Annotated in this window: 22 protein-coding genes; 11 read left to right on the forward strand and 11 right to left on the reverse strand. The window is 66.2% G+C overall.

What is annotated here, in order from left to right:
• The first annotated feature begins 69 nt into the window (after window positions 1-69).
• The 8 genes from ACT26F_RS09755 to ACT26F_RS09790 all read left to right on the forward strand — a co-directional run bounded on the left by ACT26F_RS09755 (window position 70) and on the right by ACT26F_RS09790 (window position 9,701).
• Window positions 70-1,578, forward strand: a complete 1,509-nt coding sequence (locus ACT26F_RS09755; protein ID WP_471670333.1) for a type I restriction-modification system subunit M — start codon at window positions 70-72, stop codon at window positions 1,576-1,578.
• Window positions 1,575-2,690: a restriction endonuclease subunit S gene (locus ACT26F_RS09760; protein ID WP_471670334.1), complete on the forward strand. Its 1,116-nt coding sequence runs from the start codon at window positions 1,575-1,577 to the stop codon at window positions 2,688-2,690. The genes ACT26F_RS09755 and ACT26F_RS09760 overlap by 4 nt, the downstream gene beginning before the upstream one ends.
• A gap of 21 nt (window positions 2,691-2,711) precedes the next feature.
• Window positions 2,712-3,779 carry a hypothetical protein gene (locus ACT26F_RS09765; RefSeq protein WP_471670335.1) on the forward strand — a complete coding sequence of 356 codons (1,068 nt, stop codon included), beginning with the start codon at window positions 2,712-2,714 and terminating at the stop codon, window positions 3,777-3,779.
• Between the two features lie 453 nt (window positions 3,780-4,232).
• Entirely contained in the window at window positions 4,233-4,895 is a 663-nt protein-coding gene (locus ACT26F_RS09770; RefSeq protein WP_471670336.1) for an ankyrin repeat domain-containing protein, read from the forward strand.
• 75 nt (window positions 4,896-4,970) lie between these two features.
• Window positions 4,971-5,450 carry a hypothetical protein gene (locus ACT26F_RS09775; protein ID WP_471670337.1) on the forward strand — a complete coding sequence of 160 codons (480 nt, stop codon included), beginning with the start codon at window positions 4,971-4,973 and terminating at the stop codon, window positions 5,448-5,450.
• A 116-nt stretch (window positions 5,451-5,566) separates the two neighbouring features.
• Window positions 5,567-6,010: a helix-turn-helix domain-containing protein gene (locus tag ACT26F_RS09780; RefSeq protein WP_471670338.1), complete on the forward strand. Its 444-nt coding sequence runs from the start codon at window positions 5,567-5,569 to the stop codon at window positions 6,008-6,010.
• Window positions 6,007-6,354 carry a HepT-like ribonuclease domain-containing protein gene (locus ACT26F_RS09785; protein ID WP_471670339.1) on the forward strand — a complete coding sequence of 116 codons (348 nt, stop codon included), beginning with the start codon at window positions 6,007-6,009 and terminating at the stop codon, window positions 6,352-6,354. The genes ACT26F_RS09780 and ACT26F_RS09785 overlap by 4 nt, the downstream gene beginning before the upstream one ends.
• Window positions 6,351-9,701: a DEAD/DEAH box helicase family protein gene (locus ACT26F_RS09790; protein ID WP_471670340.1), complete on the forward strand. Its 3,351-nt coding sequence runs from the start codon at window positions 6,351-6,353 to the stop codon at window positions 9,699-9,701. Before ACT26F_RS09785 ends, ACT26F_RS09790 begins: the two co-directional genes overlap by 4 nt.
• 142 nt (window positions 9,702-9,843) lie before the next feature.
• On the opposite strand, the gene ACT26F_RS09795 is transcribed toward ACT26F_RS09790, so the two are convergent.
• Window positions 9,844-13,125, reverse strand: coding sequence for an RCC1 domain-containing protein (locus ACT26F_RS09795; protein WP_471670341.1), 3,282 nt, complete (start codon window positions 13,123-13,125; stop codon window positions 9,844-9,846).
• A gap of 214 nt (window positions 13,126-13,339) precedes the next feature.
• Between ACT26F_RS09795 and ACT26F_RS09800 the strand changes: the two genes are divergently transcribed.
• Together ACT26F_RS09800 and ACT26F_RS09805 are read left to right on the forward strand one after the other, a co-directional pair.
• Window positions 13,340-13,588 carry a hypothetical protein gene (locus ACT26F_RS09800; protein ID WP_471670342.1) on the forward strand — a complete coding sequence of 83 codons (249 nt, stop codon included), beginning with the start codon at window positions 13,340-13,342 and terminating at the stop codon, window positions 13,586-13,588.
• A gap of 141 nt (window positions 13,589-13,729) precedes the next feature.
• Entirely contained in the window at window positions 13,730-14,044 is a 315-nt protein-coding gene (locus tag ACT26F_RS09805) for a response regulator transcription factor (RefSeq protein WP_471670343.1), read from the forward strand.
• 59 nt (window positions 14,045-14,103) lie between these two features.
• Here ACT26F_RS09805 and ACT26F_RS09810 read toward each other — a convergent pair whose 3' ends face one another.
• The 8 genes from ACT26F_RS09810 to ACT26F_RS09845 all read right to left on the reverse strand — a co-directional run bounded on the left by ACT26F_RS09810 (window position 14,104) and on the right by ACT26F_RS09845 (window position 19,728).
• Complete coding sequence (locus ACT26F_RS09810; protein ID WP_471670344.1) at window positions 14,104-14,406, reverse strand: hypothetical protein; 303 nt, start codon at window positions 14,404-14,406, stop codon at window positions 14,104-14,106.
• Window positions 14,403-14,552 carry a hypothetical protein gene (locus ACT26F_RS09815; RefSeq protein WP_471670345.1) on the reverse strand — a complete coding sequence of 50 codons (150 nt, stop codon included), beginning with the start codon at window positions 14,550-14,552 and terminating at the stop codon, window positions 14,403-14,405. Before ACT26F_RS09815 ends, ACT26F_RS09810 begins: the two co-directional genes overlap by 4 nt.
• Window positions 14,553-14,842: 290 nt before the next feature.
• Complete coding sequence (locus ACT26F_RS09820) at window positions 14,843-15,673, reverse strand: hypothetical protein (RefSeq protein WP_471670346.1); 831 nt, start codon at window positions 15,671-15,673, stop codon at window positions 14,843-14,845.
• Between the two features lie 102 nt (window positions 15,674-15,775).
• A complete protein-coding gene (locus tag ACT26F_RS09825) occupies window positions 15,776-16,078 on the reverse strand; it encodes a hypothetical protein (RefSeq protein WP_471670347.1) in 303 nt (100 codons plus the stop codon).
• Window positions 16,075-16,686: a dihydrofolate reductase family protein gene (locus ACT26F_RS09830; protein WP_471670348.1), complete on the reverse strand. Its 612-nt coding sequence runs from the start codon at window positions 16,684-16,686 to the stop codon at window positions 16,075-16,077. The genes ACT26F_RS09825 and ACT26F_RS09830 overlap by 4 nt, the downstream gene beginning before the upstream one ends.
• Window positions 16,687-16,787: 101 nt before the next feature.
• Window positions 16,788-17,588 (reverse strand): oxygenase MpaB family protein, encoded by an 801-nt coding sequence (locus ACT26F_RS09835; RefSeq protein WP_471670349.1) that lies wholly within the window; start codon window positions 17,586-17,588, stop codon window positions 16,788-16,790.
• An 86-nt stretch (window positions 17,589-17,674) separates the two neighbouring features.
• A complete protein-coding gene (locus tag ACT26F_RS09840) occupies window positions 17,675-19,588 on the reverse strand; it encodes a linalool dehydratase/isomerase domain-containing protein (RefSeq protein ID WP_471670350.1) in 1,914 nt (637 codons plus the stop codon).
• Complete coding sequence (locus ACT26F_RS09845) at window positions 19,585-19,728, reverse strand: hypothetical protein (protein ID WP_471670351.1); 144 nt, start codon at window positions 19,726-19,728, stop codon at window positions 19,585-19,587. The genes ACT26F_RS09840 and ACT26F_RS09845 overlap by 4 nt, the downstream gene beginning before the upstream one ends.
• A 90-nt stretch (window positions 19,729-19,818) precedes the next feature.
• On the opposite strand from ACT26F_RS09845, the gene ACT26F_RS09850 reads away from it, so the two are divergent.
• Complete coding sequence (locus ACT26F_RS09850) at window positions 19,819-20,442, forward strand: TetR family transcriptional regulator (protein WP_471670352.1); 624 nt, start codon at window positions 19,819-19,821, stop codon at window positions 20,440-20,442.
• Window positions 20,443-20,480: 38 nt separating this feature from the next.
• Here the strand turns inward: ACT26F_RS09850 and lhgO are convergent, their stop codons facing one another.
• Together lhgO and ACT26F_RS09860 are read right to left on the reverse strand one after the other, a co-directional pair.
• On the reverse strand, window positions 20,481-21,677 hold the full coding sequence (lhgO, locus tag ACT26F_RS09855; RefSeq protein ID WP_471670353.1) for an L-2-hydroxyglutarate oxidase: 1,197 nt from the start codon (window positions 21,675-21,677) through the stop codon (window positions 20,481-20,483).
• Entirely contained in the window at window positions 21,674-22,213 is a 540-nt protein-coding gene (locus ACT26F_RS09860; protein WP_471670354.1) for a GNAT family N-acetyltransferase, read from the reverse strand. The genes lhgO and ACT26F_RS09860 overlap by 4 nt, the downstream gene beginning before the upstream one ends.
• Window positions 22,214-22,222: the final 9 nt, after the last annotated feature.

The following is a 22,222-nucleotide window of genomic DNA, read 5'->3' on the forward strand; positions in this document are numbered from 1 at the left end:
GAGAAAGGTGACGAAGGAATAGACACCGTGCAGTCACCAAAGACCGCACACCTTACTAAGGTGTCGTCAGTGATCACCGGTGAACTGAAGAGCAAGATCGACCGCGTCTGGGACGCCTTCTGGTCGGGTGGCATCAGCAACCCGCTGGAGGTCATCGAACAGATCACCTACCTGCTGTTCATCCGCCGTCTCGACGACATCCAGACACTCGCCGAGAGGAAGGCCCGCGTCACCGGCACCGAGATCGAGAGTCCGGTGTTCCTGCCGGGGCAGGCGCACCTGCGCTGGAGTGATTTCAAGAACACCAGCCCCGAGGTCATGCACAAGACCGTCGCTGACGAGGTATTCCCGTTCCTACGCTCGCTCGGTGACGGCACGACTTACAGCGAGCACATGAAGGACGCCCGCTTCACGATCCCGACGCCGGCGCTGTTGTCGAAGGTCGTCGACATGTTGGACGAGATCCCAATGGCCAACCGGGACACGAACGGCGACCTCTACGAATACCTGCTGTCGAAGATCGCCTCTGCCGGCGTCAACGGCCAATTCCGCACGCCACGCCACATCATCGACCTGATGGTCAAGATGACTGCCCCGCGGCCGAACGACGAAATCTGCGACCCGGCCTCCGGCACTGCGGGATTCCTCGTCGCCGCGAGCGAGTACGTCCGCGACACGCACGGCGACGCCCTGCTCGACGCCGTGCAACGCGAGCACTTCCACGCCTCGATGTTCCACGGCTACGACTTCGACTCCACCATGCTGCGGATCGGCAGCATGAACATGCTGCTGCACGGCATCGAATCGCCCGACATCCGTTACCGAGACTCCCTGTCCGAGGGCGCCGCTGGAGACGCCGACAAGTACACGCTGATCCTCGCCAATCCTCCGTTCGCCGGCTCGCTCGACTACGAGTCCACCGCCAAGGACCTGCAGCGCATCGTCAAGACGAAGAAGACCGAACTGCTCTTCCTCGCGCTATTCCTGAAACTGCTCAAGCCCGGCGGGCGAGCCGCGGTCATCGTGCCCGACGGTGTCCTATTCGGCTCGTCCAACGCTCACAAGACCCTCCGGAAGATGCTGGTCGAGGATCAGAAACTCGACGCCGTCGTGAAACTGCCCTCGGGCGTATTCCGTCCCTACGCCGGAGTCTCGACCGCCATCCTGTTATTCACCAAGACCAACTCCGGCGGCACCGACGACGTCTGGTTCTACGACGTCCGAGCCGACGGCTTCAGCCTCGACGACAAGCGCAACCCGGTGGAAGCCAACGACCTCCCCGACGTCCTCGCCCGCTGGAACGCCCGACCTCACGCTGGTCGAGTAGCTGACGAGCGAAGCGAGGCGCGTATCGAGACCATCTGGTCGGAGTTCACCCGCGCCCGCACCGACCAAAGCTTCCTCGTCCCCAAGGCCGACATCGTCGCCCAGGGCTATGACCTTTCCCTCAACCGCTACAAGGAGATCGAGTACGACGAGGTCGAACACCGCGCCCCGCTGGAGATCATTGCCGACATCGAGATGTTGGAAGACGAGATCGCCCAGGGCCTCGCCGAACTTAAGGCGATGCTCTCGTGACGACGACCCTTGCAGAGGTCTGCACGATCACGATGGGTCAAGCCCCTACGGGCGACTCCTACAACGCCCGCGGAGAGGGCCTGCCCCTCATCGCTGGCGCCGGCGATTTCAAGGGGCAGACACTCGCACCGACGAAGTTCACGACCAAGCCCGGAAAGGTCTCGAAACCCGGCGACATCGTCCTAAGCATTCGAGCCTCAATCGGCGCGAAGGTCTGGGCTGACGGCGAATACTGTCTTGGCCGCGGCGTCGCCGGTCTGAGGCCAGACCCCGAGCTCGATGGCAAGTATTTGTGGCATTGGCTCACGCGGTACGAGCGCGACCTAGCCTCGAAAGGACGCGGCGCAACCTTCGTCCAAGTCAACAAGACCGACATCGGCGAGATGCCGATCATGGTCCCACCCCTCCCCGAACAACGCCGCATCGCCGCAATCCTCGATCACGCCGACGCTCTCCGCACCAAGCGCCGCCAAGTCCTCACCCACCTCGATTCCCTCACCCAGTCGATCTTCAACGAAATGTTCTACGGGCAAACCTGGCCAGTGGAGAAGTTGGGCGGACTTCTACAGTTCCTCACCAGTGGCTCCCGAGGCTGGGCAAAGTACTACGTCTCGGAGGGGGACAAGTTCATCCGAATTCAGAACGTTAAGGATGGCTATCTCGACCAACGCGACATGGCCTTCGTCTCCCCACCTGACACGGCGGAGGCTCGCCGCACCGCGGTTCGGGCAGGGGATGTACTGCTGAGCATCACCGCTGATCTTGGCAGGACAGCCGTTGTGCCAGAGGGACTCGGACCTGCATTCATCAACCAGCACCTGGCGATCCTCCGGGCGCCTTCGATTTCTCCCCGCTACCTAGCTGACTTCCTTGAGTCGCCAGCAGGTCGACGCGAAGTCTTAGGTAAGGACAGAGGCGCGACGAAGGCCGGCCTCAACTTCGATGACGTTCGTTCGGTCCTTTTGCCAGTCCCGCCGTCGAAGACGCAGGACATGTACGCCGAGCGAGTCGAGCAGATCAGCATGGAGCGAAACTCAATACTCGCCGCAAAGTCGATCCACGATGCTCTATTCGCCTCCCTCCAGTCCCGCGCCTTTCGAGGGGAGCTGTAAGCAATGCCAGTAGAGATGAGAATGTGGCGCATCGACGGCGACCAGCCCCGCCCGTTGGCCACGTCGGCGCTTCCGGCCGAACGAGAACTCCACGAGTTCCTTGCTCAAGACCCGTCGCTGCTCGGCGAGCGCTTGCTGGTCATCGGCAGCGAAGTGCCAACCCCACACGGAGGACGCCTCGATCTGCTCGCGATCGACGCGGACGGCAACCTGCATCTCCTGGAGCTCAAGCGGGACAAGACTCCACGCGATGTTGTCGCGCAAGTTCTCGACTACGGATCGTGGGTGTCGACGCTCTCGCGCGACGACGTCATCGACATCGCGGGAAAGCATTTGCCCCAGCCCTTCGAGGCCGCATTCGTTGATGTGTTTGGTGAGCCACCGCCGGACGAGATCAACAACGGCGAACTCCAGCTGACGATCGTCGCCTCCGAGTTCGACGCGAGTTCCGAGCGGATAGTCACCTACCTGCGAACCTTCGGCGTCCCTGTTAATGCCGTCTTCTTCTCCTACCTCGAAGATGACGGGCGTCGTTATCTGGCGCGCTCATGGCTCGCGGCTTCCGAATCGGGCGCTTCGGCGTCGGGCGGCACCCCGAAGAACAGCAAGCGAGCAGCATGGAACGGGCGAGATTGGTACGTGTCCTTCGGCGGCTCGCTCGGTCGCCAGTGGACGGACGCCCGTGAGTTCGGCTTCATTTCTGCGGGGGGCGGAAAGTTTTATACGCAGACCATGCGATCCCTCCCCGAGGGCGCTCGCGTCTGGGTCCACCTTCCCGGTACGGGTTATGTGGCCGTCGGCACGACACTCGCTTCCGCTCGACGGTTCGACGACGTCAAGGTGCTCCACGGCGGCGAGTGGATTGCCTTGGCCGCCCAACGCCTTGCCGGCACTTACCACCACGAGAACGAGCTCGACGACGACAACGCCGAGTGGGTCGTTCCAGTTGAGTGGATCGAAGCGCGTCCGGAACCCGAGGCGTTCTGGGTCAAGGGAATGTTCGCCAGCCAGCACAGCGCATGCAAATTGCGCCAAGAATTCACACTGCTGCGCCTCAACGACCACTTCGCCAGTGTCGAGGTGGGCTGACTGTCTCCTACGTCTTCTTTAGCAGCTAAGTTCCGCGGCGGATCGATTCATCGCCGACCCCCAGCCGGCGAGCTGCCCAGATGCGAAACACGGTCCGATTCTGCTTCAGGCTCTCGATCATCACGTCCGTGTCGGGTTCCTGTCTGTCGGCGTGCTTGACGTCGTTGTAGGCCCGGGTGGAATCCGTGGCCCACTCTCCAGCATCGAACGGTAGGAGGTCTTCGACCTCAGCAGCAATCGCCTGCAGATTGAGGTGGTGCTACTTGGAAATGGGAAGTGACGCCTCGCGCCGAATCTGGTGACTGATTGGATTCCAAGCCGATACCTGCATCCGAGAGGTTTCCCTCTAGACCGTGGAGAGTTGAGCGCAAGTCTGACCGACTCGGAACCGCCCGTACTCTCGACTTCTAACGACTCGCTCCAGCATCGATCATTTCAACCTAGACTGCCGCGATGAGCGATTTCTTGGAACTAGTGATGCTCGACGATGAGGGAAGAGCAGCCATTTCGGCTCTCAGGGCCGGACATCCTGCAAACTCGTACCTCAAGAGCGGCTATACGCCTCTCACGGCGGCTGCGATGTTCGGGAACACCGTCGTCGCGGGAGAACTAGTCAAAGCTGGCGCGAATGTGAATGCCGTGGATCGCACACATGAGAAAAACACGGCGCTTGGGCTGGCCGCACAGTGGGGCTGGGACGAACTCGCTCGACGCCTCCTGGCGGCTGGCGCTTCCGTGCACGGCAGGAACGGTATGAAGTCGACACCGCTCCACCTTTCTGCCTCGATGGGTTTCGTCAACATCTGCGAACTGCTTCTTAGCAACAGGGCTGACGTCAGTGCGAAGAACGCCAAGCACGGCGCGACGCCTCTTCATCTCGCGGTCGCAAATGGCGCGCAAGGAGGGGGTGGGTGGATGATCGAAGCGATGGAACAGGAAATGGCCGAGGAAGGTATTCGATTGCCGCGACGGTCATCAGAGGACTATTCGGCAACTGTCTCGCTCCTGCTGCGTCAGGGAATAGGAAGAAGAGAAGTCTCCAAGGCCGCCAAACTGGCGCGAATGTATGGATCCGACGAACTCCTCAACGTCCTCCTCTTTCACGGTGGACGGTAGGACGACGATGCCAGGGGCGACCTCATTGTTGGCTGATTTGCAGCGACGACGAGTCGCCCCCGCTAGCATCCGGCCATGGGACTGACGAGACTGGCACTCCGGGGGCACTACAAGAAACTTCGCGAATCCCCCTTGGGTCAACAGTTAACACGCGCCTTTGATGAGTACGGGTATAACGACGGGAGCCCCGGGTCCCGTACCCAAGCCGCGGATGTCTATGAGGACTTCTACCTGACTATCGGCGCTGCGTACATGGTGCCTGCGGACGTAGCATCGGAGTTCGCGACTCGTACCGCGAAAAGTCCCTACCCGAACATCTTCAATGCTGCTCTCGACCACGCGCTCAATGATTTCGACCGCGAGCAGAACCTAGAGTTCCATCGGAAGCACAAGGGCCTTGTCGAGGACGCGAGTGCCTACGTCGACGCGCTTCTTCCGAGTTTTCTCGACAGTCGTCCTCGAACGGCAGCAACCCTTGATGATGTCCGCGTGTTCAAGACCCAGATGTATGTCGTCGTCACGAGCCTTGGAAACTTCCTGGCCGCCAAGGATTGACTCTGCCAGTTCAGGACTCGTCCAGGACGTACGGCTCGTTGTCGGGAGTTTCGGCCAAGATCGGCATTCGCGCGATTTCATATCGCAGCCGATAACCCCATGGATATGGTGGGAGCATGGACATTCGCGCCGAACGCGTCGCCGCTGGCATGAGCCAATCACAACTGGCGCGCGCTGCGAACGTTCCTCAGCCGAACGTGTCCGCCTACGAGAACGGCAGGCGGACTCCCAGTCCCCAGGTTCTTGAACGGATCACACGCGCGTTGGCCGGTCCACCGTCAGCGCGAGTGGCACAGCACCGAGACGAGATCCGCGAACTGGTGCGTGAACACCATGCCGTCTCACCGCGGGTCTTCGGGTCGGTCGCGAGAGGCGACGACCATCCCGGCTCCGACTTGGACTTGCTGGTCGACTTCACGGACGAGGCGAGCCTGTTGGACGAGGTAGGTCTGAGACTCGCCCTGCGCGACCTGCTGCACGTCGAGGTCGACGTTGTGGCGACCGACACCCTGCGTGGCGAGTTCCGCGAGCGGGCCCTGCGTGAGGCGGTGCCCGTATGAGCGACGAACGCAAGGCCCGCGATGCGGCCGCGGGTGTTATCGCCGTGTGCGACACGCTCGCTGAACTCATCGAGGTCGGGTTTGACGAGTTCGCGTCGGACGTCCGCACCCAGTGGGCCGTCGAAATGGGACTCATCCGGATCGGCGAGGGCGTCAACCGGATTCCCGCTGAGATCCTCGAGCAGTTCGACGACCAGCCGTGGCGACAGATCGTGGCCATGCGCAACTTCGCCGCCCACCAGTACGACGACCTCGACCCGAAGCGCGTCTGGCGCACCGTGACCCGGGACGTGCCCACCCTGCGCGCCTACCTAGCCGACGTTGTGATCCTCGGGCTCGCATGACCAACTTCGCCTTCGTTCGCCAGACCCTGCCGTCGCTTCATGACGACTGCGCCCGGGCGGAGTCCTACTTGGCATCCGACCCCCGCTCGGCCTGCTTCTACAGCCGGCGCGTGGTGGAGGAGCTGGTCGGGTACCTGTACGACGTCCTGTCCCTGTCGCTCCCGTATCGCAACGACCTCGCCGCCAAGATCGACGATCCTGGATTCAAGTCGAAGGTGCCTCAAGGGATCACGCAGAAACTCACGGCGATCCGGCGTCTCGCCAACACTGCGGTGCACGAGAACCGACAGATCCGCCCTGACGTTTCTCTGGCAGTGTTGCGCGAACTGTTCCACGTCGTGGTGTGGGCGTCGTACCACCATTCGCCGGCGCCGGGGGTTGTCCCGCTGCAGGCCCAGTTCGACCCGAAAGTCGCTGCGAAGGCGGCACCGTTGTCCCGCGACGAGGTCGCCCGGCTCGCCGCGAAGTTCAAAGCCCAGGATGAGGCACACGCCCGCGCCTTGGCGGAGAAGGATGATCGGCTGGCAGCCCACGAGGCCGAGATCGCCGAGCTCAAGGCGCAGATCACGGCTGCACAGCTGGCTGCGGCGCCGGACACTCGCGACTACGACGAAGCCGGCGCAAGGGACCTGTTCATTGACGTGCTGCTGCACGAGGCCGGGTGGACGCTCAACCAGGAGCGCGACCGCGAGTACCCGGTGTCCGGGATGCCCAATGCCGAGGGCAAGGGGTTCGTCGACTACGTGTTGTGGGGCGCCGACGGCCTACCGCTGGCGGTGGTCGAGGCCAAACGTACGTCGAAGTCACCGGAGGTGGGCCAACAGCAGGCCAAGCTGTATGCCGATTGTCTGGAGAGACAGTTCGGTCGCCGCCCCGTGATCTTCTACACGAACGGCTACGAGCACCGAATCTGGGACGACGCCGGCGGCTATCCTCCCCGCGAGACCCAAGGCTTCTACACGCGCGACGAGCTGGAGTTGCTGATCCAGCGTCGGCGGACGCAAGTGCCACTGTCGACTGCCGTCGTGAACGCCGATATCGCGGGCCGGCCGTACCAGTTGCGGGCCATCAAGGCGGTCGGCGACGCCTTCGACCGGAAGCAGCGTGAGGCGCTGCTCGTCATGGCGACCGGGTCGGGCAAGACCCGCACGACGATCGCGCTGGTCGACCTGCTCCAGAAGATGAACTGGGTCAAGCGAGTGCTGTTCCTCGCGGACCGCACCGCGCTGGTCAATCAGACCGCGAACGCGTTCAAGGCGCACCTGCCCGGATCGACCGCGGTCAACCTCGTCACCGAGAAGGCTGTGGAAGGTCGGGTGTACGTGTCGACGTACCCGACGATGATGAACCTCATCGATGAGATCGATGAGGGCACCCGTCGGTTCGGTCCGGGGTACTTCGATCTCATCGTGATCGACGAGGCGCACCGCTCGGTGTACGCGAAGTACGGGGCGATCTTCGACTACTTCGACTCGCTGCTGGTCGGGCTGACGGCAACCCCGAAGGACGAGGTCGACCACAACACCTACCGACTGTTCCACCTCGAGGACGGCGTCCCGACCGACAACTACTCGCTCGATGAAGCCGTCGACGCGGGATATCTCGTGCCGCCGAAGGGCATCAGCGTGGGCACCCAGTTCCTGCGCTCGGGCATCAAGTACGACGACCTGACAGAGGACGAAAAGGACCAGTGGGACGCGCTCGACTGGGGCGAGGACGGCCCTCCGGACGAGGTCGGAGCCGAGGAACTCAACCGGTTCCTGTTCAACGAGGACACTGTCGACAAGGTCCTCGAAACGCTGATGACGCAGGGCTACCGCGTCGCCGGTGGCGACCGGCTCGGCAAGACGATCGTCTTTGCCAAGAGCCAGTTGCATGCCGAGTTCATCGAGAAACGCTTCAACCTCGCCTACCCCGAATTCGCCGGGCGCTTCGCCCGCGTCATCACCCACGGCACGCCATACGCGCAGGTCTTGATCGACGACTTCTCGATCAAGGACAAGGCGCCTCACATCGCGATCAGCGTGGACATGCTGGACACGGGCATCGACGTGCCCGAGGTCGTCAACCTCGTGTTCTTCAAGCAGGTGCGGTCGAAGTCGAGGTTCTGGCAGATGATCGGCAGAGGCACCCGACTTCGTCCAGACCTGTTCGGACCGGGAGAGGACAAGCAGGACTTCTTCGTGTTCGACTTCTGCGGAAACCTCGAATACTTCAGCCAGGACCTGCCCGGTTCCGAGGGCTCCACCCAGAAATCGCTGACCCAGCGGATCTTCGAGGCTCGCCTCGGCCTAGTGACTGCACTCGGGGACTCAGAGCCGGATCTGCGTTCATCAACCACAGCAACGCTCCACGAAATCGTCGCCGGGATGAGCCTCGACAACTTCGTCGTCCGCAAGCACCGCAAGGCGGTCGAGCGTTTCGCCACCGCCGACGCGTGGACGTCACTGACGCCGGAGGACGCCGAGGCTGCGTTCGCACTTGCCGGTCTGTCGTCCTCGCTACGCGACGACGACGAGGACGCGAAACGCTTCGACCTGCTGGTGCTGCGCCGCCAACTCGCCCAAATCGACGGCGACTTCGTCCTGGCCGAGCGGCTCCGCGAGACGATCCAGAACATCGCCTCCGCCCTCCTCGGCAAGACTGCGATCCCCTCGGTCGCGGAACAGGCCGTCTTTCTGGAGGCGGTCGCGGGCGACCAGTGGTGGGTCGACGTCACGCTCCCTATGCTCGAGGAAGCCCGCCGCAAGCTACGGGGGCTGGCGCGATTCATCGAGAAGATCAGACGCAATCCCGTGTACACCGACTTCGAGGATCTCGTCGGGGAGGGCGTCGAAGTCACCCTTCCTAGCGTCACCCCGGGCACGAACTTCGAGCGCTTCCGCGCCAAGGCTGAGGCATATCTGCGCGAGCACCTCGACAACCTCGCGCTCCAACGCCTACGCCGCAACAAGCAACTCACTCGCGGCGACCTCACCGAACTGGAGCAGATGCTCCTCGCCTCCGGCGGCCATCAGATCGACCTCGCGTGGGCCAACGATCAGACCGGCGGCCTCGGGCTCTTCGTCCGTGGCCTCGTCGGCCTCGACCGCGCCGCCGCGGCAGAGGCCTTCGAGCATTACCTCAGCGGCACGAGGTTCACAGCCGACCAGATCCGCTTCGTGAACCTCATCGTCGACGAGCTGACCCGCAACGGCGTCGTGGAACCGGCTCGGCTCTTCGAATCGCCCTACACCGACCACGCCCCCACCGGCCCGGAGTTCTTCTTCTCTGAGCCCGACGTCGAGGTCATCGTCGGGACGCTCCGGCGCATCAAGCAAACGGCATTGCCGGAGGAAGTGGCCTGACGTTCGGCGCGCGTCGGACGGCACTCGGAGACGTCCCTGCTGACTCTCAGGTCCACGTCTCGTCGTTGCTCTGCGAATGGCCTCCACGGTCCACGGACCGCCGTGTATTGAATGATGCCCTCCGTCGCTGGAGGCTCCCCCGTCACCGCGCGAGTTGACCGTCAGAGTTGTCGCCCCAGCACCACAACTGGCCGCCATTGCGCGTTCCGCATGCGTGTCGGATACGTCGCGAGATGGAATCCCACGGCCCCGGGTCGATCAGAGTGGGCTCCAACCCCCCGCCGCACCACAAGGACCCACCCGAACGGATACCGCACCAGGTGCCGTCCAAGCTGCTGAGAGCAGTCCAGTCGTCACCGGCATGCTCGGGTATCGCGGACGTCTCGAGTTCGTAATCGTCTCCGACGGGAACCCAGTCGGCGTCTTCGCGCCAACACCACAACTCGCCCTGGAATCGAAGGCCGCACGACCTGCCCTCGCCCGGGGAGATCGCCGACCAGCCCGCGCCGTCGCCGATCCTCGTTGGTTCAGACCGTTCGACGCTCCATTCAACGGCGGTGTAATAGCCCCAGCAGTACAGCTCGCCAAAGTGGCGGATTCCGCACCACTGGCCGCCAAGCGCGCCGGACACGACCGTCCAGTCGTTGTCGGAGCCGATGCGCATCGGTTCGGTCACTCCGTAGAGCCCGTCGTTGTAGTGCGTGGGCAGCATGGCGCCCCAGCACCAGAGTCCTCCGTCTCGCAGACCGCAGGTCTCGGTGCCGCTGACGGCGAGCACGTCCCAATCGTCGACCTGGATGCGGGACGGGACCAAATGATCCTCGGTGTCTCCCACCCCCAGCTGACCGACTTGGTTCGCGCCCCAACACCACGCGCTGTGATCCCACCTCAGGGCGCAGGTGTGGCCACTCCCGGAGTAGACCCGCAGCCAGTCCACCCGACGTCCCACTCGGGTGGGTTCCCTACGGCTCAGACGATCGCCGAGTCCGAGCTGGCCGTCCTCGTTGTTCCCCCAGCACCACAACTGGCCACCGGCCTTGATCCCGCAGGTATGAAGGTCTCCGGTCGAGACCTGCTCCCAGTCGGCAGGCAGATCGCGGGCGGAGCGCCCCGGGTGTACCAGCGACGTCGAGACAGGTGGCGGCGTCGCCGACGCGACGCTCGCCTGGTTCTGCGCTCCGCCGGGGTCGGCGCTCCTGTCGGTGAGGTAACTGGCAGCCGTCACGACCGGACCGATGAACCGCAGATAGGCAGACAGGCGACGGGTCGCCTTGGCGGCACGCTCTCCCAGGACCGCCTGCGACTCCTTCGGGTATAGGTCAGCGAGGGCGCGTGTGATGGTCGCGGCGACGCGTTTCTCCGTCGCGACGCCGTAGCACGAGGCAAACAGGGCGACCGCGTCCTCCACGGCTCTCGTGCTGACTATCGTTCGCCCGCAACTTGCGAGGGTCAACGCAGTGCTCACCTTCGCGTCCACTTCGGTCAGTCCAGCGTCGATGAGGACACGAGTGAGGATCGAGAGCAGGACCTGGACTCCGGACGGGTACTCGAGCCTGACCGTCGCCCCGGCCGCGGATTCCACGCCGGATCTGGAGAAGGTGAGGGCGATCTCCTCGCCCCCCAGCACGAGGTCGCCATCGCTGAGCAGTTCCTGCGCAACCTCCGCACCGGCGGCCGAGGTACGGGTGAACGCGTCAATCGCCGCCTCTTCCATACGCCGGTCGCTGCCGCTGTCGCCGACCTGCGTTGGTTGCGCCGAGGCGGCCCAGGCCATGGCGTAGCCACGGTTCACGCGAGCCTTGACCAATACCTGATCGGGATTCGCAGGGTCCGCTCCGACGCACCAGTGCGTGGGAGCATTTGCGGCGAACGACGGAACGACCGGCGCGGACGCCCAACCCGGCACGGCTGTGTCGCACGAAGGCGGATCGACGCGCTCGTCGAAGACGCTCGCGGACGAGTAGTAGATCGCCTCGGAGACCGAGTTGATTCCCTCGCCGATGCGATCTCGGATCTCCCGGCCTCCCTCGACGATGGGGGCCGTGGCCAGTGCCGACTTCTCGAGGAACTCGTCTCGCGCCGACGCCGCACCTGACACGAAGTCGTCCCATGCGGACAGATGTGGCACCACAGCCCGCACGGAACGTCGATCGGACGACACGGTCGACTCGACCATCTCCCATTCGCCGATCTCCTCATTGAAGTAGCCCAGCGTCGCGGTGAGACCGTCGGGAAGCGGTACGTGATATCGCTTGCTGATCAGCACTCCGCCGGTGGGCACGTCGCCATCGACCGTGATCTCGAACGGCGTTCCCGCGATGACGCCCAGGTCCAGTAGGCCATGCAGGGCGTTCCACGCGGCATCGCTCATCTCGAAGGATTGAACGGCGATCCCTTGGCCCGCCCCCGCTTCCACAGTCAGGCGGTCGAACGTCAGCTCCGTGCGACTCGTGACTGCGGGATCCACCTGGACGGCTGAACTCGTCGAAACGGCCGGTAACCAGCCGGTCTTGTGGCCAGCCACGGTCACCGAGATCGCCGCTCCGGCGTCGTCGCTTCGCAGGAGGTAGGTGTCACCGTCCGCGCCGGCGATCGGTGTTCCGTCCCGACGCCACGTGAGTTCGACCCGGTCGGGAGTGGGGGTCCATCCTCGGAGGTCGACGGTGAGGCTCGAGCCCACCCGTGCGCTCCCGGACAGGGCCACGGTCGTCGAGGTGAACTCCAGCAGGTCCGGTGGATTCGGAGTGGAGACCCTCACCGTGACGGAGGCCGATACGGCCTGCGCGATGAACGATGCCGTCTGCGCGGATACGACTCGGTACTCCGTGACTCCACCGCCGGGCGTCCTGACGAACGAGAAGCCGCCGGCACGTGACAGCCCAATCCGGCCTCCATCGGTGACCCACGACTTTCCGACACGTCGTTGAAGCGACACGCGAGATCGGGAATCGAAGGGATGCACGCGTCCGGTGATCGTCGTTGCCTGGCCCGCCGTGAGGTCATTCGGCGTGGCGCGCACCTCAACGCTGGCCCGTCGCCACACCGTGAGTGCTCTCGAGCTCGAGACGACTTTCCTCAGCCCTCGAGGAGTCGCAATCCTTGATCGGAGTTGCCACGTCCCCGCCCCACTGGCCGTGAAGCGCACTCGAAAGGTCGACGACTTCGTCACACGCATTGCGCCGACGACCTTCCATGTGCGTCCGAGCTTGCGTTCGACCACCACCTTGCGTGCCTTCGACGAAGGCCGAACGCGTCCGCTCGCCGTCACGCCCTGGCCGGCCCTGGCCGTCGATGCCGACAACGACAGCGAGATCTTGGCCGGTTTCGCAGCGGCCTGGGCAGGAGTCACCCCGGCGAGCATCCCGATGGTCAGCACAATCGTGACGGTGAGCGACCAGCCGAGACGTCTCGCCACCCTCATCATGGGGCGACCCTATCGAGGGTCCGCGCGAGCCGAGAGTAATTCGTGAAACGACCATTCATTCGAGCCGCGGTGGTCCGCCAACCCCCGCTCGTGCGCCTACGTCACATGACTCATGCCCGGACCTTCCAGTCCGGGCAGATGGCTCAAGCCCCGCCCCGCGCCTCGGCGTGAGTGTGGAGGACAAGCAGTCGTCCCCACATCTCAGGAGCACACCATGAACGCACGACACACGCTCAGCGCGCGACGCACGTGGCTGATGCCGATCCTCATAATCGTCGGGCTGGCGGCGGTCCTGCCGTCGATCTACCTCGCGGGCACGGTCGATCCGCAGGAGCACCTGTCCGGCATGCAGGTCGGCCTGGTGGTCGAGAAGCAGACCGCGACGGCAGGCCCCGAGGTCGCCAACAAGGTCGCGGCGGCGATCGAGGCGGGGGCGGCGAGAAGCTCGCCGTCACTCGGATGAGCCGAGACGAGCTGGCCACCGCGATGCAGGAGAACAGCGTCGCCGGCGCGGTGGTGATCCCCGCGGACTTCGATGCGTCGATCGCCAGCCTGCTGCCCGGCTCGGAGAGCGTCGCCGTTCCGACGGTGACGATCCTCAACAATGCCGGGGACGGCGGGCTCAGCACCGGCCTGCTGGTCGGCAACCTCACTCCCCTGCTGCGAGGCGTCGCCGACGGCGACTCCGACGGTCGCCGTCGACGTCCTCACTCCGCAACAACTGGAGATCGCCCTCCTCGCCGCCGAGGGACTGACCAACAAGCAGATCGGCGAGCGGCTCTACCTCGCGCCGCGCACCGTCGGCACCCATCTCTATCAACTGTTCCCGAAGTTGGGCATCACCTCGCGAGCCGCCCTCCGTGACGCCCTCGCGGGCATGCCCTCCGCTCCGCTGGCGGACGCCCACGCCGACGAGTAGCCGAACGCGGCCGGAGCAACGTGCGCGTGCCAGCGGTCCACGACGACGTTCCCAACACGTCAGTCGAAGGCGAGCACTTCCTCGTCGAGGTCGAGCAGGAGCAGGTCCACCGCACCCTGGGGCCGACCGGCGGCCAAGTACCTGACCTCGTAGTCGAAGTCGGACGTCCAGACGGGCCGGCCCGCAGCACGCTCGTCCCGGTATCGAATGCGGCCGGCGATGACATCCGGCGAGGTGGACACGACGGTCACATCTTCGATCGTGAAGATCGGACCGCGGTCGTCGGTCCACTGCACGCCGACCAGGCCGGCGCGGAGGATCGCGAACTCCGCGTCCAGGCCACGGCGCCGCGGCGCCGTCACGAGTCGGGGCCGTAGACGGCGAACTCGGGCAGGCCGACGACGTCGAAGGTGTGCACCGAGAGACCGAGCGCGGTGGTGTCGTGGCTGGCGAGCCTCAGCCGCGCTGCGTGACCGGCGTCCGGCCTCCCTGCCTTATCGCCGATCACGCTGCGGCGCCAAGGAGATTGCCCCGTTGCTTGGTTTGCGTGAAGTGCAGCAGTTGCGAAGTACGCGAAGGGTGATGGGCAGGGCGACAAGCCCCACCAGCAGCCACAGCCCGAGGGTCTCGAAGTGACGATGGACCAACGTAGTGATCGAAGCTGCCGAAAGCACCACCAACAACACTGGCGCGAGGCCCTCCACATCCAGCAGGACCAGCAGAACGCTGCCGACCGCCAGAGCAAGGTTCGTCGACGGACTGAGTTGAACGTCCGCCCGATCCGCCATCTCTGCCCCCTCAGCGCTCAATCATGCTGTCGCTGTATTCGAAATCGATCGCTTGCCCGGCAAGCCACTCGGTGAAGAGGCCCCCGAACATGTGCGTCGCATTCTGGATCACGAGTTGGACGATGTCTACGAGCGGGTGGGCGTCCAACGCGTAGCGAAGGTGCGGCAGCTCTGAGGACGGGACCCGAAGATCGATGTTGTGCTGAAGCGCCCCGTACGGGGCGGTCTGGTCCTCACCGTGCACGCACAAGTCGCCAGCCGCATTGGTCCAGACTTCCAGCCGCAGCACCCCCGCCCACGCCGTCCTGGGCGGGAGGAACTCGCGGAATCGACCGAAGACCTCGTCGAGTGTTTCCATGGCCAAGTCGTCGAAGTCGATCCCCTGGAACGAGGCGTCCAAGCGCCGCCGCGCGGGGAGGTACTTCATGTGAAGCATTTTGTGCGCACGGGCCGGATCGATCAGGGTCAGAGTTGAGTTGGTGGCGATGTTCCACGCGTTGTCGACGTACTTGACGTAGCGGCCGTTGATGTCGGCACAGGCCCGCTCGATCAGATCGGGATACGGCTCGCCCTCCCGTTTGGTGACCGAGACCACGGCATCGACCAGCTCCGTTGGGAAGCCCTCGTCGAGGAGCTGCTCCGCGGTCACCTCGGTGTCCTCGAGGATGTCGTGAAGCCACCCGACGACCTCGAGTTCCGGACCGATCGAGCCACAGCCGGCCGCGATCGGAGCCAGGTGCGCCGCGGCATAATCTCGCCCCTGCGCGTCCACCTGACCCTGGTGCGCAGCTTTCGCCAGCGACTCCGCCCGCGCGACTAGCGCCTCCCTCGATTCACTCATTCGCACTCCTCTCTCCTACCCGCAGTTTCCCGGTTACCACCGACAGAAACCGGAAACCGGCAGTGGAGCATCCACGGGTCGTCCATGGCGAATCCCGCCATCTCAGTCCGCGGCGAGCAGGTCTTCCTCGAGATTGACCAGGAGCAGGTCGGCCGCGTCCTCCGGGCCGCCGAGGCCGAGCTCCACGACCTCGTAGTCGAAGTCGGAGGTTCGCACGGGGCGGCCCGGGGCGCGCTCGTCGATGAACCGAATCCGGCCCACGATGACCTCGGGGGCTCGTCCGAGAACCACCACGTCCTCGATGGCCAGCAGGGGCCCGTTGTCGTCGGACCGGCGCAGCCCGACCAGGCGGGCGCGGAGGATCGCGAACTCCGCGCCCAGGTCACGCCCGGGCCGGGCCGTCACGAGTCGGGGCCGTAGACGGCGAACTCGGGCACACCGACGACGTCGAAGGTGTGCACCGAGAGACCGAGCGCGGTGGTGTCGTGGCTGGCGAGCCTCAGCCCCGCCGGGGCTCCGGCGTCCGGCAGGAGCCGCCGCCCCTCTCCCACCACCACGGGCGCGACCGAGAGGCGCAGCGCGTCGACCAGACCCGCCGCCAGGAGTGACTGGGCCAGCCGGGCGCTGCCGTGGACCTGCAGCTCGCGACCCTCCTGCTGCTTGAGCTCGGCCACCTGCGCCGTGACGTCACCGGACAGGACGGTCGTCGGCGACCACGTGGCCTCCACCGAGCCGCGCGTGGCCACGTACTTCGGGAGGCCGTTCATGATCGCCCCGAACGGATGGTCGGTCATCTGGGGCCAGTCGCGGGCGAAGTTCTCGTAGGTCCGGCGGCCGAGCAGCAGAGCGTCCGCCTCGCCGAGCCAGCCCCCGACGAGCTCGAGGAACGACTCGTCGACGAAGGGCGCGAACCAGCCGCCGCGCGTGAACCCGTCGCTCGGGTCCTCGTCGGGCGCCCCGGGCCCCTGCGACACGCCGTCGAGCGAGAGGAACTCCTGGACGACGACCTTCATGCGTCTCACCTCCACGATGCGAACCCGGAACCGCCCGTTCTTGCTATCACCTCGCGGCGACGGAGGGAAGGGCACGACGACAGCCAGTCAGCGTCAACCGGTCACGATGGCGGGCGGTCAGCCGCCCGACGCCCGGCGCGGTAGCCCACCTCGCTCGGCGAGCGTCGGCCGTACCGCCTGTCGCCGAAGTCCACAGCCAGGGAGCGGTCGACCGGAACCGGGTGGAGCGACAGGGTCCGCACGTAGGCGGTCAGCAGAAGGCGCACGGTGGCGGACACGACGCGGCCCGGGTCCGGCAGGCCGTGGACCTGGCGCAGCCGTGGCGGGCTGAAGGCCGAGATGACCTGCGCATCCCAGCGGCGCAACAGTCCTGGGAGGCAGCGCTGGCCGAACGCCTCGATCAGGGCGGCGGCGATGATGCGGCCGTCCTCGTTCGGGGCGAACTCCCGCGCCTCATAGTCGAGAGCCCAGGCCCGAAGGTCGTCTGCACTCTGGGGCACATCACGCAGTTCCTGTCCCACCGCGACGGCACGCCAGAACCTCCAGTGCGCCTGGCGCTCGGCTGCGCTGAACGGCGATGCCCCGAGGGCTGCGGTCAGCTCGTGCGGATCGAGCGCAAGCGTGGACAACGTGTACACCGAGTCCGCGTTGCGCAGAGGGAAGTGCGCGTGGATCTCGTTGAGCCTCGTGATCCATGCACGGCCGACGTCCGAGTCAGGTCCGTGGTCGAGCAGGTGCCCGAAGAAGACAATGGTGTCGTCGTTGCGCTGCAGAGTCTCGCGCACGATGTCGCCGGTGCCCCGCCGATAGAGCGTGGAGGCCATCGTGGGCACGGCGACCTGTTTGAGGAACGCCACCGTGAACAGCGCATACACGACGGCCGGTCGGCCGTTGAGCGTCACCAGTGAGAGTCGAGCGAGGCGATCGGCATCGACGACGGGATCGAGCTCGGCCATCTGTCGACGGACCGTGCGGCCGAGCACACGCCTCACGAGACCGGCTCCAGATCCAGCTCGGTGCGGCCGGCCAGGTCGACCTCGAGGACGAGCCGACCAGCGTGATCCGCCAGCACCTCGGTCTCGACCGCCCCGCGGACGGCGTATCGGCCACCCGGGCGCGCACGGTCGATCGCGACCCGAGAACGCCTCGGGCCTGCGCCGGGGCGGAGAACGCAACGGAGCGCGTCGCCGTCCGTGACGGCGCGTGCCACAAGCACCTCGGGGTAGGAGGCGTCGGCGAGGCGCGGACCGTTCGACCACGCTTCCGGCAGGCCGTGGTTGACCAGGTCGCGCATCCCCGCGGCTCGTCCGAAGCGGGCCATCAGCGCGTAGAGGTTGCCCTGCACCGACACGTCCGCGTACCGCGAGACTCCGCCGACCCGCAGCATCGATTCGGTCGCGTCGAGGTGGTGCAGCACGTTCGAGGCCACGTCCTCGTCGCCGATCTCGCGGGCCGCCATGGCCAGCAGGATCTGTCCGAAGGCGTCACGCCGGAAGGAGTAGGAGCCGGCATCGCAGCGGTTGGCGATGGTCAGCGGCAGGTGGAACCGTTCGCCGTCGTGCCGCAGCACGTTCTCACGCATCAACCACCACGATCGATGGGCGAGGTCGGGAAGCGCAGGGTGCATCCAGAACGTCGTCGGGAGCCACACGCCGTCGCCCGCCCACGGACTCCACGACAACCCGAGCGTCTCCGACCTGACGCCGACGATCCTCCCGTCGGGTCGATGGAACTCCTCGAGGAAGGCCCTGCGGATCCGCTCCTCGAGGTTGGGGAACATCGTGGTGCCGTGCAGTCGGTCGTGCAGCACGAGCGTGTTGACCCCGAACGTGTTGCACACCGGGTAGATCCATCGGGGCTCACAGGAGTAGAGCGTGTACGGCGACCTGCGCATGTTGCGCTCGATCGACCTCGCGAGCGAGCTGAAGTCGTTCGGGTAGGCCTCGTCCTCCGACCAGCGGTACGTGAGCGCGCCGGGCTCGCAGAAGCGCCGGTCCTCCAGCACCTCGAACATGCCGACGGCCGCTCCCTGCCACCCGGTCAACATGATGTTGTCGGCGTTGTCGACCGGATCTCGGCCGCGTTCGAGTCGTCCCCAGGCATTCTCGAGCGCCCAGTAGCCCCAGACCTTCCGGTCCCCCATCTTCTGGATCGCCCTCGACTGCGCCTCGGTGAGATAGCCCGCGAAGGCCGGGGCGCAGTTGTACCGGTAGGTCGACAGGGCGTAGCCGAGGATGCACAACTGGTAGCGCAGGGCGGCTTCGCGGAACTGGTCGCGCCGGTCGAACCCGTCGAAACGCTCCAGGGGCTGCAGCGCCAGGTCGAATGCCAGACGCAACCGAGAGAGATCCTCCGGTGATGCCTCGCGCACCGGCAGGTCCGGCCGTGAGGGTATCGCCGTCACCTCGAACCGCACCTCGCACAGCATCTCGTTGGTGCGCGCCGCGAATCGACGTCGGCGGACGTGTCGTACCGAGTGCCACAGGAGCGACACCGCGACGACCGCGGGAACGACCAGCGCGACGCCGACGGGCGACGGCAGGTGCCCGTGACCTTGGGGCACGATCGCCACCATCGCGAGTTCGAGGCCCCAGACGACGAACGGAGCGACGTACGCGCCAATCATCCACCACACGAACACACTGACGACGAAGGCCACGAGCACCGCGGCGCCGTGCACGAGGTGCCCGTGGGCGAAGTGGGTGCCACCGGGGAGCATCAGCCCCAAGCCCAGGTCGACGAGTGGTTGCCGCCCGGTGAGCACCCCGGCCCAGCCCCCCAGCCACACCCCGGCGATGACCAGCCCGAAACGGGCCACCTTCCGCCGGGTGACCGGCGGCAGCAGCGGCGCCTCCTCGTTCAACAGCGGTACCGACAACTCGTGGGTTCTCACCTCGGTCATGACGCCCAGTGATCCGTCTGCGCGACGTATCGAGCCGCGGGCGGCAGTTCGTCGCGCGAGTCGTCGCCGACCCCGGCGACCCAGCGCACCGGCCACCGCACCAGCCGGAGCAGCCCAGCCGCGATGGCGACCGCAGCCACGCAACAGATCATGTCCACTCCAATCGGGAACTGCACCGTCGCAGTTCCTGAACTGTTGCAGTGGGCCCTCTCGACTGTCAAGATCCCTCCATGAGCTCGACCGCCGGTTCCGAACGTCGGTACGCGGGTGTCGCACCGGCAGATCGCCGGTCGGACCGCCGCTCGCGCCTCCTCCAGGCCGCCCTCGACCTGATCGGTGACGTCGGCGTGGTCGACGTGACCGTCGGCGCGGTGTGCACCCGGGCCGGCCTGGCGAAGCGCTACTTCTACGAGAGCTTCGACACCCTCGACGACCTCCTCTCGACCGCCCTGCAGGACGTCTTCGACGACGTCGGACGCGCCATCGAGAGCACCGAGAGCGCCGCTGGTGCCGCGCCGGAGACGGTGCTCACGGTCGCGGTCGAGGCGGTCCTGGACGGCATGGATGACCCGCGCGTGGCCCGGCTGTACCTCGAGTCAGCCGGAAACCGCACACTTCTGGCCACCCGCGACCACGCCATCGACACCTTCGTCGACCAACTCCTGCAGCGGATCGCAGGCAGCGACGTCGACGACCCGGCGGCCCAGATGATCGGCCATCTCCTGGTGTCCGGCTCGACCCACGTGGTGGCCCAGTGGCTCCGAGGCGATCTGGCGCTCAGCCGCGATGAGTTCGTCACTCAACTCGTCGAGGTCGGGTCGCTTGCGGCACTTCGACTTCGAGGTGCGTCATGAGCCAGGAGAACGCCCGAGCGTCAGGGTCCTGATCAAGATCACCGCGGCCAGACCTCGTCGACGACGTACTCCGCGATCGCGAGGCTCGAGGTCGCGGCGGGCGAGGGCGCGTTGCGGACGCTCGTGATGCCGTCCTCGTGGGTGATGCGGAAGTCGTCGACCATCGTGCCGTCGCGCTCGACCGCCTGGGCCCTCACCCCCGCGCCGGCTCGGACGACGTCCGCGGCGCCGATCTCCGGCACGTAACGCCGGGCCGAGCGCATGTACAGGCGCTTCGACATGGAACCCGAGACCTCCTTGACGCCCGTCCGCCAGTGCCGGGCCGCGAGGTGCCAGAAGCCGGGCCAGCCGAGCACGTCGCGCACGTCGGCCGCGCTCACGTCCGACCGGCGATAGCCCTCACGGCGCAGGCCGAGGACGGCGTTCGGCCCGACCTCCAGCTCACCGGAGACGCGACGGGTGAAGTGCACCCCCAGGAACGGATACTGCGGGTCCGGCACGGGATAGACCATGCCGCGCACGAACTCGCGCTTCGCGTCGGCGACCCGCATGTACTCGCCGCGGAACGGCACGATCCGCGGGGCCCGGTCACCCCCGGCCAGCTCTCCGAGGCGGTCGGCGTGCAGGCCGCCGCACAGGATCACCCGGGCGACCGCGTGGACACCGCGGTCGGTGACGACGTCGATCCCGCCGGGGCGGCGCCGGAGCCCGGTCACGGTCGTCGAGAGCTCGATCGACCCCCCGGCCGCGACGACGTCCGCACCGTACGCCTCCGCGACGGCCACGTAGTCCGTGATCGCCGTCGCCGGCGAGTGCAGCGCCACGAGCCCCGCGGCATGCGGCTCGATCTCGCGGATCCCCGCGCCGTCGACCCGCCTGAGGCCCGGGACGCCGTTCTCGCGCGCCGTGCGCTCGAGCGCGTCGAACCGGCCCAGCTCGTCCGGATCGACGGCGACCACGAGCTTGCCGCACTCGACGTAGGGCAGGCCACGCTCGGCGCAGAACTCCTTGAGCAGGTCGCGGCCTCGCGTGCACAGTCGCGCCTTGAGACTGCCCGGCGCGTAGTAGATGCCGGCGTGGACGACTCCCGAGTTGTGCCCCGTCTGGTGACTCGCGAGCCGCGACTCCTTCTCGAACACCACGACACGCGTGCCGGGACGGCGCAGGCCCAGCTCACGCGCGACGGCGAGTCCCACGATGCCGCCGCCGACCACGCCGACGGTCTCGTCGCTCACCGAACCTCCCCGCGGTACAGCACGTGACGTCGCAGCGAACTCTCCTCCGGCACCCGCGGGTGGTCGAAGTCGTCCGCGGGATCGTGCGTCATGCCCAGCCGCGTCATCACGGCGCGGGACGGGGCATTGTCGACCGCCGTGAACGAGACGACCTCCCCGAGCCCGAGCCGGGAGGCTTCGTCGAGCGCCGCCGTCGCCGCCTCGGTCGCGTAGCCGTGACCCCACGCCCAGCGGGCGAGCCGCCAGCCGACCTCGGTCGCGGGCCGGCCGCGCACGATCGCGCGCACCTCGTCGGGCACCGGATTGAGGCCCGTGAACCCGGCGAACCGACCGGAGACCTCGACGGCCCACAGCCCCCAACCGGTCTCCGCCAGCCGCGTCTCGATGCGATCGGCGAGCGCGTCACTGGTCGTTCGGTCGAGGACCGACGGGAAGTAGCGCATCACCTCGGGGTCGGCATTGAGGTCCGCGAACGGCTCACGGTCCTCGGGACGCCACTGGCGCAACAGGAGCCTCGGCGTCGACAACTCTGACATGGCCCCCAG

Source organism: Aeromicrobium sp. SP1 (genome assembly GCF_055663785.1).